Origin of the sequence: Streptomyces sp. NPDC002088, assembly GCF_040296605.1 — a bacterium.
Classification (GTDB): Bacteria; Actinomycetota; Actinomycetes; order Streptomycetales; family Streptomycetaceae; genus Streptomyces.
The window spans coordinates 1-14,888 of record NZ_JBEOXO010000008.1; the positions used below are offsets into that span (position 1 = coordinate 1).

At 70.5% G+C, this 14,888-nt stretch carries 15 protein-coding genes; 1 reads left to right on the top strand and 14 read right to left on the bottom strand.

Features of this window, described 5'->3' with window-relative positions:
* Positions 1-183: 183 nt before the first annotated feature.
* The 13 genes from nusB to ABT114_RS18555 all read right to left on the bottom strand — a co-directional run bounded on the left by nusB (position 184) and on the right by ABT114_RS18555 (position 13,262).
* Positions 184-618: a transcription antitermination factor NusB gene (gene nusB / locus ABT114_RS18495; protein WP_351143763.1), complete on the bottom strand. Its 435-nt coding sequence runs from the start codon at positions 616-618 to the stop codon at positions 184-186.
* Between the two features lie 2 nt (positions 619-620).
* Positions 621-1,187: an elongation factor P gene (gene efp, locus ABT114_RS18500; RefSeq protein WP_351143765.1), complete on the bottom strand. Its 567-nt coding sequence runs from the start codon at positions 1,185-1,187 to the stop codon at positions 621-623.
* Between the two features lie 49 nt (positions 1,188-1,236).
* A complete protein-coding gene (locus ABT114_RS18505) occupies positions 1,237-2,343 on the bottom strand; it encodes an aminopeptidase P family protein (RefSeq protein ID WP_351143767.1) in 1,107 nt (368 codons plus the stop codon).
* 273 nt (positions 2,344-2,616) lie between these two features.
* Complete coding sequence (locus ABT114_RS18510; protein ID WP_351143769.1) at positions 2,617-3,510, bottom strand: Pro-rich N-terminal domain-containing protein; 894 nt, start codon at positions 3,508-3,510, stop codon at positions 2,617-2,619.
* 215 nt (positions 3,511-3,725) lie between these two features.
* Complete coding sequence (gene aroB / locus ABT114_RS18515) at positions 3,726-4,817, bottom strand: 3-dehydroquinate synthase (RefSeq protein WP_351143771.1); 1,092 nt, start codon at positions 4,815-4,817, stop codon at positions 3,726-3,728.
* The gene (locus ABT114_RS18520) at positions 4,814-5,329 is read right to left on the bottom strand and encodes a shikimate kinase (protein ID WP_351143773.1); all 516 of its coding nucleotides are present in this window, start codon (positions 5,327-5,329) and stop codon (positions 4,814-4,816) included. Before ABT114_RS18520 ends, aroB begins: the two co-directional genes overlap by 4 nt.
* Positions 5,326-6,510 (bottom strand): chorismate synthase, encoded by a 1,185-nt coding sequence (gene aroC / locus ABT114_RS18525; protein ID WP_351143775.1) that lies wholly within the window; start codon positions 6,508-6,510, stop codon positions 5,326-5,328. Before aroC ends, ABT114_RS18520 begins: the two co-directional genes overlap by 4 nt.
* 168 nt (positions 6,511-6,678) lie before the next feature.
* Positions 6,679-7,518, bottom strand: a complete 840-nt coding sequence (locus tag ABT114_RS18530) for a shikimate dehydrogenase (RefSeq protein WP_351143777.1) — start codon at positions 7,516-7,518, stop codon at positions 6,679-6,681.
* Complete coding sequence (gene mltG / locus ABT114_RS18535) at positions 7,499-9,187, bottom strand: endolytic transglycosylase MltG (RefSeq protein WP_351143779.1); 1,689 nt, start codon at positions 9,185-9,187, stop codon at positions 7,499-7,501. The genes ABT114_RS18530 and mltG overlap by 20 nt, the downstream gene beginning before the upstream one ends.
* Before the next feature lie 121 nt (positions 9,188-9,308).
* Positions 9,309-9,773 (bottom strand): Holliday junction resolvase RuvX, encoded by a 465-nt coding sequence (gene ruvX / locus ABT114_RS18540; RefSeq protein ID WP_351143781.1) that lies wholly within the window; start codon positions 9,771-9,773, stop codon positions 9,309-9,311.
* 15 nt (positions 9,774-9,788) lie between these two features.
* Entirely contained in the window at positions 9,789-12,461 is a 2,673-nt protein-coding gene (gene alaS / locus ABT114_RS18545; protein ID WP_351143783.1) for an alanine--tRNA ligase, read from the bottom strand.
* Positions 12,461-12,805, bottom strand: coding sequence for a hypothetical protein (locus ABT114_RS18550; protein WP_351143785.1), 345 nt, complete (start codon positions 12,803-12,805; stop codon positions 12,461-12,463). Before ABT114_RS18550 ends, alaS begins: the two co-directional genes overlap by 1 nt.
* 7 nt (positions 12,806-12,812) lie before the next feature.
* Positions 12,813-13,262: a DUF948 domain-containing protein gene (locus ABT114_RS18555; protein ID WP_351143787.1), complete on the bottom strand. Its 450-nt coding sequence runs from the start codon at positions 13,260-13,262 to the stop codon at positions 12,813-12,815.
* A gap of 296 nt (positions 13,263-13,558) precedes the next feature.
* Here ABT114_RS18555 and ABT114_RS18560 point away from each other — a divergent pair, with 296 nt between their 5' ends.
* Positions 13,559-13,888, top strand: coding sequence for a hypothetical protein (locus tag ABT114_RS18560; RefSeq protein ID WP_502988341.1), 330 nt, complete (start codon positions 13,559-13,561; stop codon positions 13,886-13,888).
* 246 nt (positions 13,889-14,134) lie between these two features.
* On the opposite strand, the gene rpsD is transcribed toward ABT114_RS18560, so the two are convergent.
* Positions 14,135-14,749 (bottom strand): 30S ribosomal protein S4, encoded by a 615-nt coding sequence (gene rpsD, locus ABT114_RS18565; protein ID WP_351143789.1) that lies wholly within the window; start codon positions 14,747-14,749, stop codon positions 14,135-14,137.
* Positions 14,750-14,888: the final 139 nt, after the last annotated feature.

Genomic DNA, 14,888 nt, shown 5'->3' on the forward strand with positions numbered 1-14,888 from the left:
GGGGGGGGGTGTGGGGGCGGCGGGGGGGCCCCTACCAACCGGGCCCCCCCCCCCCCGGCGGCTTTCTGCAGGCCTCAGGGGTCTCACGGGTACACCGGGAGTACGGCGAATGCCGGAGGGCCCGCAGCAGTCGCGCTGCGGGCCCTCCGGCATTCGCCGTGTCTTGCGGTCTTCCGGCGCCTCTTACGCCTCGTCGCGGCGCAGCGAGGGCTTCAGCTCCTTCAGACGGCCGAGCAGGCCGTTGACGAACGAGGGCGACTCGTCCGTGGAGAACTCCTTCGCCAGCTGCACCATCTCGTCCAGCACCACGGCGTCCGGGATGTCGTCGGCCCAGATCAGCTCGTAGGCGCCGAGACGCAGGATGTTGCGGTCGACGACCGGCATCCGGTCGAGCGTCCAGCCGACCGAGTACTGGGCGATCAGCTCGTCGATGCGCCGCGCGTGTTCCGCGTAGCCCTCGACCAGCTGCATCGTGTACTCGCTCACCGGCGGCTGCCGGGTGTCGGCCCGCGAGAGCCGGATCCAGTCCGCGAGGACCGTCAGGACGTCGGCGCCGCGCTGGTCGCCCTCGAAGAGGATCTGGAAGGCGCGCTTGCGGGCCGTGTTGCGGGCAGCCACGGTTAGCTGTTCACCCGGCCGAGGTAGTCGCTCGTGCGGGTGTCGACCTTGATCTTCTCACCGGTGGTGATGAAGAGCGGGACCTGGATCTGGTGGCCGGTCTCCAGGGTGGCGGGCTTGGTGCCGCCGGTGGAGCGGTCGCCCTGCAGGCCCGGCTCGGTCTCCTGGACGACGAGCTCGACGGCGGCCGGCAGCTCGACGAAGAGCACCTCGCCCTCGTGCTGGGCGACGACGGCCGTGAAGCCCTCGATCAGGAAGTTGGCGGCGTCGCCGACCGTCTTGCGGTCGATCATCAGCTGGTCGTACGTGTCCATGTCCATGAAGACGAAGTACTCGCCATCCATGTACGAGAACTGCATGTCGCGCTTGTCGACAGTGGCCGTCTCGACCTTGACACCGGCGTTGAACGTCTTGTCGACGACCTTGCCGGAAAGCACGTTCTTCAGCTTGGTGCGCACGAAAGCCGGGCCCTTGCCGGGCTTGACGTGCTGGAACTCGACGACGGACCAGAGCTGGCCGCCTTCGAGCTTGAGCACCAGGCCGTTCTTGAGGTCGTTCGTGGAAGCCACGGTTGCGGAATCTCCTGGACTGACGTGGACGACCACGGGGCACGCACTCCTACAGCGCGAGCAGCTCCTTGGTCGTGATGGTGAGTAGCTCGGGTCCGCCGTCCGCCTCGGGGCGTACGACGAGCGTGTCATCGATCCGGACACCGCCCCGGCCCGGGAGGTGGACCCCCGGTTCGACGGTGACCGGCACGCAGGCATCCAGTTTACCCATGGCCGCGGGGGCCAGCTGCGGGTCCTCGTCGATTTCGAGTCCGACACCGTGTCCGGTGAGCGGTGACAGGCCCCCCGTGTACCCCGCGGAGTCCAGTACCTGACGTGCGGCGCGGTCCACGTCGCGGTACGCCGCGCCGGGCGCCAGCGACTCCCGTCCGGCGCGCTGGGCGGCGAAGACGAGGTCGTACAGGTCGATCTGCCAGTCCGCCGGGGACGTACCGATGACGAACGTGCGCCCGATCTCGCAGCGGTAGCCGCGGTACGTGGCGCCGAGGCAGACGGAGAGGAAATCACCCTCCTCGACCCGGCGGTCGGTCGGCGCGTGGGTGCGCCGGCCGGAGTTCGGGCCGGTGGCGACGGAGGTCGGGAAGGCGGGGCCGTCGGCGCCGTGGTCGACGAGGCGCCGCTCCAGTTCGAGGGCGAGGTGGCGCTCGGTACGCCCGACGAGGATGGACTCCAGCAGCTCACCGAGCGCCTGGTCGGCGATCTCGGCGCCGATCCGGAGGCAGGAGATCTCCTCCTCGTCCTTGACCACCCTGAGCTGCTCGACCGCGCCCCCGAGGTCGGCGAGCCGCAGCCGGGGCGCCACCGAGCGGATGGCGCGGTGCCGGGCCACGGTGAGGTGGTGTTCCTCGACGGCGAGGGAGTCGGCGCCCTGGGCCGCGCCGACGCCGGCGGCCGCGACGGCCGGATCACCGCCGGGTCCGGGCAGGACGTGCACGCGCAGCGCCTCGTCGGGCCGGCCCTCCGTCGGCCGTTCGTCCGGTGAGCCGCTGCAGACCAGCAGGTCCTCGCGCTTTCCCAGCAACAGGACAGCGCCCCGCGGGGCCGCGCCCGTGAGGTAGCGCACATTGGCGGAACGGGAGACCAGTGCCGCCGCGCTGCCGCCCGCGTTGCAGCGCTCCCGTAGCCGCGTCCGACGGGCCGCGTACACCTCTGACATGAGCCGAGCCTACGAGCGATGGCCGGATCTCGCCGGTTGGGAGGGCCGAGTGGGCGGGCGCCGTTCGGGGGACTCCCCTCCGGGGTTCCTCGGCCCTGTCCGGCGGATCATGCCGCAGCCGCGGGCTCTGGCACGCACTCACCCTGTCCCGGCCTCGCTCGAGCAGGGGCACCCCACGCCCCCGCTCACCGGCGCCTGTCAGCCACCGGCGCCTGTCAGCCACCGGCGCCTCTCTGCGACCTGCTCGGCCGGACCGGCCCCGAAGCGCTCCCTCTACCACTGCGGCGGACTGGCGATCGACCGCGCCAGGACGTCGTCCAGGACGCGCGCCGTCGCCGGTACGTCGAGCTGGGAGTTGTCGATGATCGGGAGACCCGAGCCGTACCAGCCCGCCATGCGGCCGTGGATGCGGGCGACCTCCTCGTCGGTGAGGCGCCGGTTGCCGGTACGTTCGGCGTTGCGCTCCAGGACGATGTCCAGGCCCGGCAGGAGGACGACCGGAAGCAGCCCGGGCCCCACGTGCCGCTTCCAGCCACCGAGGCCGACGACCGGGCGGTCGGGGAAGACGGCGTCGTCGAGGATGCAGGAAATGCCGTTGGCGAGGAAGTTGCGCGCGGCGAAGCCGCAGGTGCGGCGGGCCAGACGGTACTGCGCCTCGGAGTTGTCGTTCCACCCCGACTGCGGGTCGGCGAAGCCGGAACGGACCCATTCGCGTACGTCGTCGAGGCTGATGTGCGCGGTGGGGACGCGGCGGTGATCGGCCCAGAACTTGGCGACGCTGGTCTTGCCGGCACCCGCGGGGCCGATGAGCAGCACCGCGAGGGTCGTGCCGGCCGGGTCGGGCGCTGTCGTGGCGGGCGGTGCGCTGGGCATGCCGACGGGGCCGCCGGGCGGCAGCGGGACATGGCCGGTGGTGTCCGGGGCCGGCGGCACCGACGGGTGCTGCGGTACGGCGCGGGGCGGCGCGGGCGGGACGGGCGGAACAGGTCCCGGCATCGGAACGCCGGAGAATCCCGGTGCCGGAGGAGGGGGCGGCACCGGCGTGGGTCCCGGCTGCGCACCCGGGTGGTGCGGTCCCTGGTGTTGTGCGGCCGGCGACCAGCCGACGGCCGGACCGTGCCCCGGCTGGTGGGGCGGCGGCAGCGGAGAACCCACTGCGTGCTGCATCCGGTGCCACTCCGTCTCGTGTCTTCTGGCGCTTTCGCCTCCGGGGCGCCTGAGTCGCTTCGGGTCACTCGCGGCAGGCAAGGGGCGATGGCACGGGGTGCAAACCCCGTCGCTACCGAACGGTACCGCCCCCGGCTGTCGTTTGGTGAACGGCCGGGGGCGGTCCGAAGTGCCCTGTGTGCACAGCGAATCGGGCGGATGGGGCGCTGCGGGACCTATTCGCCCACTTCGCCGTACGCGGCGAGCAGCACCGCCGGGTCCGGTCCCTCCAGGACGGTCGGCTTGGCCAGTCCGTCGAGGACGATGAAGCGCAGCAGGTTGCCGCGGGACTTCTTGTCGACCTTCATGGTCTCCAGCAGCTTGGGCCACTGGTCGTAGCGGTAGTGCAGCGGCAGGCCCACCGACTCCAGGACCGTGCGGTGGCGGTCGGCCGTGGCGTCGTCGAGGCGGCCGGCCAGTCGGCCGAGTTCGGCGGCGAAGTGCATGCCCACCGAAACCGCCGCGCCGTGGCGCCACTTGTAGCGCTCGTTCTTCTCGATGGCGTGCGCGAGGGTGTGCCCGTAGTTGAGGATCTCCCGCAGCCCCGACTCCTTCAGGTCGGACGACACGACGTCGGCCTTGACCTTGATGGAGCGCTCGATGAGCTCGGCGGTGTGCGGGCCCGCGGGGGTGCGGGCGGCCTCGGGGTCGGACTCGATGAGGTCCAGGATCACCGGGTCGGCGATGAAGCCGGCCTTGATGATCTCGGCGAGCCCGGAGACGTAGTCGTTGACCGGGAGCGAGTCCAGCGCGGCCAGGTCGCACAGCACGCCGGCCGGCGGGTGGAAGGCGCCGACGAGGTTCTTGCCCTCCGCCGTGTTGATGCCGGTCTTGCCGCCGACGGCCGCGTCCACCATGGCGAGCACGGTGGTCGGGACGGCGATCCAGCGCACCCCGCGCAGCCAGGTCGCCGCCACGAACCCGGCGAGGTCCGTGGTCGCGCCGCCGCCGACACCGACGACGACGTCGGAGCGCGTGAAGTTGGACTGGCCGAGCGCCTTCCAGCAGTACGCGGCGACCTCGGCGGTCTTGGCCTCCTCCGCGTTGGGCACCTGGATGGCGACGGCCTCGAAGCCCTGCTCGGCCAGGTCGGCCCGGAGGGCGTCGCCGGTCTCGGCGAGCGCCTCGGGGTGGATGACGGCGACCCGCCTGGCCTTGTCGCCGACCAGTCCGCCGAGCTCGCCCAGCAACTGACGACCCACCAGGACCTCGTAGGGCGCGGAGCCCGCGCTGCCACCGACCTGGATCCGCGTCACAGACTCGCTCATGCTTCCTTCAACTCCAGTGCGTCCAGGGCGGCCTGGGTGACCTCTTCGGGGGTTCGGCCGTCCGTCGCCACGACGGCCGTGGCGATCTCCTCGTACAGGTGCCGGCGGGCCTCCATCAGCTCTCGCCACTGCTTGCGCGGGTTGACGGCGAGCAGCGGCCGGGCCGCGTTGAGGCCGGTGCGCTTGACGGCTTCCTCGACGTCCATCGAGAGATAGACCACACGCAGTCCGGCCAGCAGGCCGCGCGTGTCGGCGTCGAGCACCGCGCCGCCGCCCAGCGCCAGGACACCGTCGTGCCCGGCCAGCGCGCGCTGCACGGCCTGCTTCTCGGTCGCGCGGAAGGCGTCCTCGCCCTCGTCGACGAAGATCTCGGCGATGCTCCGCCCCTGCTCGGTGACGATGTCGTCGTCGGTGTCCCGGTAGGCGACGCCGAGCCGCTCGGCCAGCAGCTGCCCGACGGTGGACTTGCCCACGCCCATCGGCCCGACCAGGACGACCAGCGGCCCGCTCATCGGATGTGCAGGTTGTCGAGGTACGACCGCACGTTGCGGCGGGTCTCGGGGACGCTGTCGCCACCGAACTTCTCCGCCACCGCGTCGGCCAGCACCAGCGCGACCATCGCCTCGGCGACGATGCCGGCCGCGGGGACCGCGCACACGTCGGAGCGCTGGTGGTGGGCCTGTGCCGCCTCGCCGGTGGCGACGTCCACGGTCTGCAGGGCCCGCGGCACGGTCGCGATGGGCTTCATCGCCGCGCGGACGCGCAGCAGCTCACCGGTGGTCAGGCCGCCCTCGGTGCCGCCGGAGCGGCCGGTGGCCCGCTTGATGCCCTCGTCCGTGGTGAGGATCTCGTCGTGTGCCTTCGAGCCGGGCACCCGCGCCAGGTCGAAGCCGTCGCCGACCTCGACGCCCTTGATCGCCTGGATACCCATGAGGGCGGCGGCCAGGCGCGCGTCCAGGCGTCGGTCCCAGTGCACGTGCGAGCCCAGACCCACCGGCACGCCGTACGCGAGCACCTCGACCACGCCGCCGAGGGTGTCGCCGTCCTTGTGGGCCTGGTCGATCTCCGCGACCATCGCCTTCGACGCATCCGCGTCCAGGCAGCGCACCGGGTCGGCGTCCAGCTTCTCGACGTCGGCGGGGGTCGGGTAGACGCCGTAGGGCGCCTTCGCGGCGGCCAGCTCCACGACGTGCGAGACGATCTCGATGCCGGCCGTCTCCTTCAGGTACGACCGGGCCACCGCGCCGAGTGCGACACGGGCCGCGGTCTCCCGGGCGGAGGCCCGCTCCAGGATCGGCCGGGCCTCGTCGAAGCCGTACTTCTGCATGCCGGCCAGGTCGGCGTGGCCGGGGCGCGGCCGGGTCAGCGGGGCGTTGCGGGCGAGCTCGGCGAGCTCCGCCGGGTCCACGGGGTCGGCCGCCATGACCTTCTCCCACTTGGGCCACTCGGTATTGCCCACCATGATCGCGACCGGGGAGCCCATGGTGAGGCCGTGCCGGACACCACCGAGGAACGTGACCTCGTCACGCTCGAACTTCATCCGCGCACCGCGCCCATAGCCCAGCCGCCGCCTCGCCAGATGGTCGGCCACCAACTCCGTGGTGATCGGCACGCCGGCGGGAAGGCCCTCCAGCGTCGCGACGAGTGCGGGACCGTGGGACTCCCCCGCGGTCAGCCAACGCAGCCTGCTCAACGGTGCTCCTCAGTGCTCGCGCCCTCGTAACTGCCCTGCGTACGCGCGTCCTCGCGTACGGCGACGGCACGACCAGGTGCGCGGCCCCGGCCCGCCACCTCCGATCCTCCCACGTCCGCGGAACGAACCCGGCCGCAGGTCCATCAGGCGGACGCGGGGCAGGACGCTCTAGTGGGCGGCCAGGGCGTGCTCGCCCGCCTCGCGCATGGCCTCCATGGGGGCCGGAGCACGGCCGGTCATCTGCTCGACCTGCAGCACCGCCTGGTGGACCAGCAGGTCGAGCCCGCTGACGACAGCCCCGCCGTACATCGACCAGCGGGCCGCCAAAGTGGTGGGCCAGGGGTCGTAGAGGACGTCGAAGAGGGTGGTGGGCCGCTCGGGTACGGCGCCGGCGAGGGCGTCCGTCGTACCGGCGGGGGTGGTGGCGACGACCAGCGGAAAGCGCAGCGCCTCGGCCGCGTCCGCCCAGTCCGCCGTACGGACGTCCACCTCGAGGCGCTCGCCCCACTGCCGCATCTCGGCGGCCCGGGACTCGCTGCGGACGTAGGCGACGACCTCGCCGGTGCAGATCCGGGACAGCGCGGCCAGCGCGGAGGAGGCGGTGGCACCGGCGCCGAGGACCGCCGCGGTGTCGACCTGTTCGACGCCTCGCTCGCGCAGGGCGGCGACCATGCCCGGGATGTCGGTGTTGTCGCCGACACGACGGCCGTCCTCGGTGAACACGACCGTGTTGACGGCCTCGACCGAGGCCGCCGTCTCGCTGATCTCGTCGAGCAGCGGGATGACGGCCCGCTTGAGCGGCATGGTCAGCGACAGCCCCGCCCACTCCGGTCCGAGGTCCGCGAAGAACCCGGGCAGTCCGGCCTCGTCGACGTCGAACCGGTCGTACGTCCAGTCGGCGAGCCCCAGCTCCGCGTACGCGGCGCGGTGCAGCACCGGGGAGAGGGAGTGGGCGATGGGCGAACCGAGTACGGCGGCCCGGCGGGCGTCAGTTGCCCGTGCTGGCATCGAACTTGTCCTTGAGTTTCTGGAAGTCGTCGTAGGTCTTGGCGAATTCGGTGTTGTTCTGACCGTCGGTCGCCACGAAGTAGATCCAGCCATCGTCGGTCGGATTCAGCGCCGCCTTCAGTGCGTCCTCGCCGGGGTTGCCGATGGGACCGGGCGGCAGGCCCTTGTTGGTGTAGGTGTTGTACGGGTCCTTGTTGCTGTTGATCTCGGACTCGCTGATGTGGATGTTGCTCTCGTTCTTCAGGTAATTGAAGGTCGAGTCGAACTGCAGCAGCCGGTTGGTCTCGGTGTTCGTCGGCTTGAGGCGGTTGTAGATCACCTCCGCCATCTTGCGGAAGTCGTCGTGCGTCTTGCCCTCGGCCTGGACGAGGCTGGCGACCGTGATCACCTGCAGCGGGTTGTCCAGGTCGAACGCCTTGGCCTTGGCCGTGAGGTCGTACTTCCCGTACACCTCGTTGGCCTGCGCGACCATCTGCTTCAGGACCGTCTCGGGCTTCATGCCCTTGGCCGCGGGATAGGTGCCCGGGAAGAGGAAGCCTTCCAGCGGGTCCTTGATGTCAGTGTCGGTGTTCGCCCACTTCGGCAGTCCGAGGCTCTTGTATTCCTTCTCGGCGACCTTCCTGGTGGTGCCCGAGGAAAGGCCGAGTTTGGTGTCGATAGCCTTATAGGCGAGCACATTCCGCTCGCCCGGAGTGACCACGACATTGGCCTGGCTCTTCGGGTCGAGCATCATCTTGACAGCGCTTGCCGCGGACATCTCCTTGTTCAGGATGTACGCGCCCGCCTGGATCGTGTTCCCCTTGGGATTCTGCTGCTGCGCGGACACGAAGGCGTCGACGCTTTTCACGACGCCCGCGTCCTTCAGCTTGCGGCCGATGTCGTAGCCGCCGGCTCCCTTGGGGATCTCGACGCTCACGGTCTCGCTGGTGCCGTCGCCCGCGTAGTCCGGCGCCGCGCCGAAACGATTTTGGTAGAACTGGTAGCCGTAATAACCGACTCCGGCCAGGCCGCTGCCGAACACCAGGACGACCATCAGGCAGGCGCACCCGTTGCGGCGCTTCTTGCCCTTGCCGCCGCCCTTGCCCCGCCGGTCGCCACGGCCGCGCCGGCCGTCCGGGTCGTCGGTGTCGTCGTCATCGTCGTCCCCGCCCGCGAAGAAGGCGTGTTCGCCCTGGTCGGGGCCCGGGTCCCAGTCGACGCGGGGCTCCGGTTCGGCGCGCCGCCGGTTGGGCGGCTCCGGCGGCGGATACGCCTCGGGGGTGCCGTAGAGGTCGGGCTGTTCGGCGCCGTACGCGGCGGCCTGCTGACCGTAGGGGTCGCCCGGGTCGGCGGCATAGGGGACGTGCGCGTGCGTGCCGGTGCCGTCCCAGCCGCCCTGCGGGTACTGCTGCTGGGACTGGTCCGGGTAGTGCTGCTGGCCGTACTGCTGGTACTGGGTGTCGTACTGCTGGTCGTACTGCTGCGCCTGACCGTACGCGGCCTGCTGGCCGCCGTTGCCCCAGTCGCCGTACTCCTGCTGCTGCGGCTGCTGCGGGTAGTGCTGCGGCTGGCCGCCGTAGGCAGACTGATGGCCGACGTCGCCCTGCTGCCCTTCCCATCCGCCGTCCCCGTACAACGGGTCCTCCGGATGCCACGGTTCGGAGCCTGGGCCCCGGCCATACTCAGTCATCGATCCCCTAGAGCCGCGAGGCGGCAGTCACGCGGCTTGCGGGCCGGCTGACGTTCCGCCTCTCTCTGTGCGGCAGCTGTTCGAACACCGCCGCATCGCGCGGAACGTTACCGTATCGCGATCAGACAACCACTTCGACGCCCTCTCCGGGTGGTTTACCTGACACCCGTTCGGATTCCAGCGCCTGCTGAAGGATGATCACAGCGGCTGCCTGGTCGATGACCGATCGGCCCTTCTTGGACTTCACTCCCGAGGCCCGCAGTCCCTGACTCGCCGTCACCGTGGTCATCCGCTCGTCGACGAGACGCACCGGAACGGGGGCGATGCCCTTGGCCAGGTCCTGGACGAAGCCACGGACCTTGACCGCGGCCGGGCCCTCGCCCCCCTTGAGGGAGCGAGGGAGTCCGACGACGACCTCGATCGGTTCGTACTCCTCGACGAGCTGCTTCAACCTGCGGTGAGCTGCCGGGATGTCACGCCCGGGGACGGTCTCCACCGGGGTGGCGAGGATCCCGTCGGGGTCGCACGAGGCGACCCCGATACGGGCGTCCCCGACGTCGATCGCGAGTCGACGTCCTCTTCTCATACGCTCAGCCGTCTCTTACTTGGCGGTCTCGGCGACCAGCCGCTCGACGGCGTCGACGGCCTCGCCGACGGCGGCCGGGTTCTGGCCACCGCCCTGGGCGACGTCCGGCTTCCCGCCACCGCCGCCGCCGAGGGTCTTGGCGGCCGTGCGGACCAGTTCGCCGGCCTTGAGGCCACGCTCGCGGGCGGCCTCGTTGGTGGCGATGACCGTGAGCGGCTTGCCGTTGTTGACCGTGAACAGGGCGACCACGGCGGCCCGGCCGCCCTGGATGCGGCCGCGCACGTCGAGGACCAGCTTGCGCAGGTCGTCGGGCGTGGTGCCGTCCGGCACCTGACCGGTGACGACCGCGACGCCGTGGATGTCCTTGGCGGACTCGACGAGACCGGCGGCAGCCTGGAGCACCTTCTCCGCGCGGAACTTCTCGATCTCCTTCTCGGCGTCCTTCAGCTTGCCGAGCATGGCGGAGACCTTCTCCGGGAGCTCTTCCGAACGCCCCTTGATCAGCTCCTGAAGCTGGGCGACGACCGTGTGCTCACGGGCGAGGAAGTTGTAGGCGTCCACGCCGACGAGGGCCTCGATACGGCGCACACCCGAGCCGATCGACGACTCGCCGAGCAGCTTCACCAGACCCAGCTGGGCGGTGTTGTGCACGTGCGTGCCGCCGCACAGCTCCTTGGAGAAGTCGCCGATGGTCACGACGCGGACGCGCTCGCCGTACTTCTCGCCGAACTCGGCGATGGCGCCCTGCTTCTTGGCCTCGTCGATGCCCATGACATCGGCGCGCACGTCGAGGTCGCGGGCGAGGATCTCGTTGATCTTCTGCTCGACGTCGGTCATCACGGCCGTCGGCACGGCGGACGGCGAACCGAAGTCGAAGCGGAAGCGGCCGGGCTGGTTCTCCGAACCGGCCTGGGCGGCCGTGGGGCCGAGGGCGTCGCGCAGGGCCTGGTGGGTGAGGTGCGTGGCCGAGTGGGCGCGGGCGATGGCCTTGCGGCGACGGGCGTCGATCGAGGCGTGGGCCTTGGCTCCGACGGTCACCTCGCCGACCTGGACGACGCCCTTGTGGACGTACACGCCCGGGACCGGCTTCTGGGTGTCACGGACCTCGATGACGGCACCGGAGTCCACCCTGATGCGGCCGGTGTCGCCGATCTGGCCGCCGCCCTCGGCATAGAACGGGGTGCGGTCGAGAACGATCTCGACCTCGTCGCCCTCGCTGGCGGCCGGGGAGGACGCGCCGTCGACGAGGATGCCGACGATGGTCGACTCGGCGTCCGTGTCGGTGTAGCCGATGAAGTCGGTGGCGCCGGCGGCGTCGGCGATCTCACGGTAGGCACCGAGGCTGGCGTGGCCGGTCTTCTTGGCCTGGGCGTCGGCCTTGGCGCGCTCCCGCTGCTCCTTCATCAGGCGCCGGAAGCCCTCCTCGTCCACGGACAGCCCCTGCTCGGCGGCCATCTCGAGGGTGAGGTCGATCGGGAAGCCCCAGGTGTCGTGGAGCAGGAAGGCCTTGTCGCCGGGCAGGACCGTGGCACCGGTGGCCTTGGTCTCGGTGACGGCGGTGTCGAGGATGTTGGTGCCGGCCTTCAGCGTCTTGAGAAAGGCGTTCTCCTCGGCGAGGGCGACCTTCTCGATGCGCTCGCGGTCGGTGACGAGCTCCGGGTACTGCTGGCCCATCATCGCGATGACCGTGTCGATCAGGTCCTTGACGACCGGACCGGTGGCGCCGAGCAGACGCATGTTGCGGATGGCGCGGCGCATGATGCGGCGCAGCACATAGCCGCGGCCCTCGTTACCGGGGGTGACGCCGTCGCCGATCAGCATCACGGACGTGCGCATGTGGTCGGTGACCACGCGCAGGGAGACGTCGGAGGCGTGCGCGTCGCCGTACTCGACACCGGTCAGCTCGGTGGCCTTCTTGATGACGGCCATGGAGGTGTCGATCTCGTACATGTTCTGCACGCCCTGCAGAATCATGGCGAGACGCTCCAGGCCGAGGCCCGTGTCGATGTTCTTGCTGGGCAGGTCGCCGAGGATCTCGAAGTTGTCCTTGCCGATGCCCTCGCCCCGCTCGAACTGCATGAAGACGAGGTTCCAGATCTCCACGTACCGCTCGTCGTTGACGGCGGGGCCGCCCTCGACGCCGAACTCGGGGCCGCGGTCGTAGTTGATCTCGGAACAGGGGCCGCAGGGGCCGGGGACGCCCATGGACCAGTAGTTGTCCTTCATGCCGAGGCGCTGGATGCGCTCCTTCGGCACACCGACGACCTCGTGCCAGATGCGCTCGGCCTCGTCGTCGTCCTTGTAGACGGTGATCCAGAGCTTCTCCGGCTCAAGGCCGTAACCACCCTTGTCCTGGGGGCTGGTGAGCAGCTCCCAGGCGTACTTGATGGCGCCTTCCTTGAAGTAGTCGCCGAAGGAGAAGTTGCCGCACATCTGGAAGAAGGTGCCGTGGCGCGTGGTCTTGCCGACCTCTTCGATGTCGGGCGTGCGCACGCACTTCTGCACGCTGGTGGCGCGCGGGAAGGGCGGCTTGACCTCACCCAGGAAGTAGGGCTTGAAGGGCACCATGCCGGCCGGGACGAGGAGCAGAGTCGGGTCGTCCGCGATGAGCGACGCCGAAGGGACGACGGTGTGCCCGCGCTCCTCGAAGAAGCTCAGCCAGCGGCGGCGGATCTCAGCCGACTCCATCAGTGGTCCTCATTCCGGTTGTACGAGTACGTCGACCTCTCGACGTACTTCGGGTTGTTGCGGTTCTCGATGGCGGCGAAGCACCGGGGAGCGGGGAGTTCGGGGTCCTCGTGGATCCCCAGCGCCTCCCCCAGCTCGGCCTCCCGCTGGGCCATGTTGTCGCGGACGTCGAGCGCGAAGCCCACCGCGCGGTCCTTGAGCCGGTGACCGGCGTCGAGTGCCTTGTTCGCCGCGGTCGCGGCGAGGCTCTCGGGGGTCAGCTGCTTCAGCTTGCGGTTGACTTTGGTGGTGGCCCACACACCGGCGGCGACGCCCGTGGTGAACCAGAACGTACGGCGGAACATCGCTCGGTCAGTCCTTCTTTCCGCGGGCGTTCCGCTTCTCCCGCCGCGCGGCCGGGACGGTGCGGCCCACGATCACGGTACGCCGGGGGGCCTTGGCGGGCACGTCGTCGTCCCGGCGGCCGCCGAGGGCCCGGCGGACGCCGTAGCCGAAGGCGGCGACCTTGACCAGGGGTCCGCCGAAGGTGGAGGCGACCGTCGTCGACAGCGCCGACGCGTTCGACGTGACCTCCTGGACGTCCGATGCGATCGAGTCGACCCGATCGATCTGGGTCTGCGCCGAGCGCACCGCGGCGGAGGCGTCGGCCAGCAGCGGGACGGCCTGGTCGGTCACGTCCGCCACGAGCTTGGTGGTCGCCCTGAGCGTCTGGGCCAGCCTCGCCAGTGCCACAGCGAGGAAGGAGACCAGGATCGCCCAGAAGACGGCCACCAGGATCCCGGCCACCTCTCCACCGGACACTGCGCACCCGCTCCCTGAAACGTGCCTCTACATCGAAAAAGTCGTGCACCGAGCCTATCGCGCCGGGCATGCCGCTCCGTACCGGATTACCGCCCGCGCCGACTGGAGTTGCGCGAAGCGGCTGTACGGAGTGAACACGAGTCAGTACGTTCCGTGTGCCGTGCGAGATCACCGGCGCGAGGACCGCCCGTCGGACGGCAACCCTCCGCTGGAGACCAACGCGTTCGTGAGGCGGGCGAACCCGCCGGGTCGGCCCGGGCGCTCGACACCGCGCGGCGCGCGACGGGGTGTGGCAGGTGGACCTGGCTCCGCTGCGCGATCCGGAGTTCGTCGAGTACGTGGTCGTGGAGGCCCTGGGGCCGGCCGACCACACCACGCGGCTGTCCCGCGAGACGCTGCTCGCGATTCTCGCCGAGCGTCAACTCCTGCTGGTCCTCGACGGGTTCGAGCACCTCATGGAGGCCTGTGCCGCTCTGGTGAGCGACCTGGCGACGACGAGGACGTACGGGAGCCGTGCCGGCGCCTGGACAGGATCCCGACGGCGATCGAGCCGACGGCGGGGCGGCCGCGGTGCCGGCGTCGGCACCACGACTGGTGCATGGGCCTGGCGATCTGGTGCGAGCTGAACTGGTTCTCTTCCCGGCAGAACGAGGTGGCCGCGCGTATAGGGAACGGGCGCGGCCGCCGACTTGCCGGGCCGACGCGGCCTTCCCCTGCCAGGGCCCGCAAGCTGCTGACGGACTGCCTGGTCGGCCCTCACGCCTTCCACGACCTGCTCGGCTCAGGTGCCCGCCGACATGCGGAAACCCGCCGCCTCGCCCACCCGGAAGGGCGGGGAGACGGCGGGCTGAGGTGCTACACCCGGCTGGTGATCAGCGGGCGTAGTACTCGACGACCAGCTGCTCGTCGCAGATGACCGGAACTTCCTTGCGGTTCGGCTCGCGGTCCAGGCGGAAGGCCAGGGCGCGGAGGTTCACCTGGAGGTAGCGCGGGGTCTCGCCGTCGGGGGCGAAGCCACCCTCACGCGCGACCTGGAACAGGGTCTTCTCGCGGCTGCGCTCGCGGACCATCACGACGTCGTCGGGCTTGACGCGGAAGGACGGCTTGTCGACCTTCTGGCCGTTGACCTCGATGTGGCCGTGGACGACCATCTGGCGGGCCTGGTAGATCGTGCGGGCGATGCCCGAACGCAGGACCAGCGCGTCGAGACGGCGCTCGAGCTCGATGATCAGGGCCTCACCGGTCTTGCCCTGGACCTTGGAGGCACGCTCGTAGGCGCGGACGAGCTGGCGCTCGGACACGTCGTACTGCGCGCGCAGACGCTGCTTCTCGAGCAGACGGACCTTGTAGTCCGAGTTCTGCTTGCGGCCACGGCCGTGCTCACCCGGCGGGTAGGGGCGGGCCTCGAAGTACTTGACGGCCTTCGGGGTCAGCGCGATGCCGAGGGCACGCGACTTCTTGACCTTGGGGCGGGACTGATTCGCCACTGTCTTTTTCTCTTTCCTGGTTTTCGGCTCACCAGAGTTAAGGGAGGTCGCATCCGCAGCCTGGGAAACCCGCCTCGTCCTTGCGGACGGGCCGGGCAGCCGCTCCCTGGTCTGGGCACATACGTGCAGCACGCGAGTG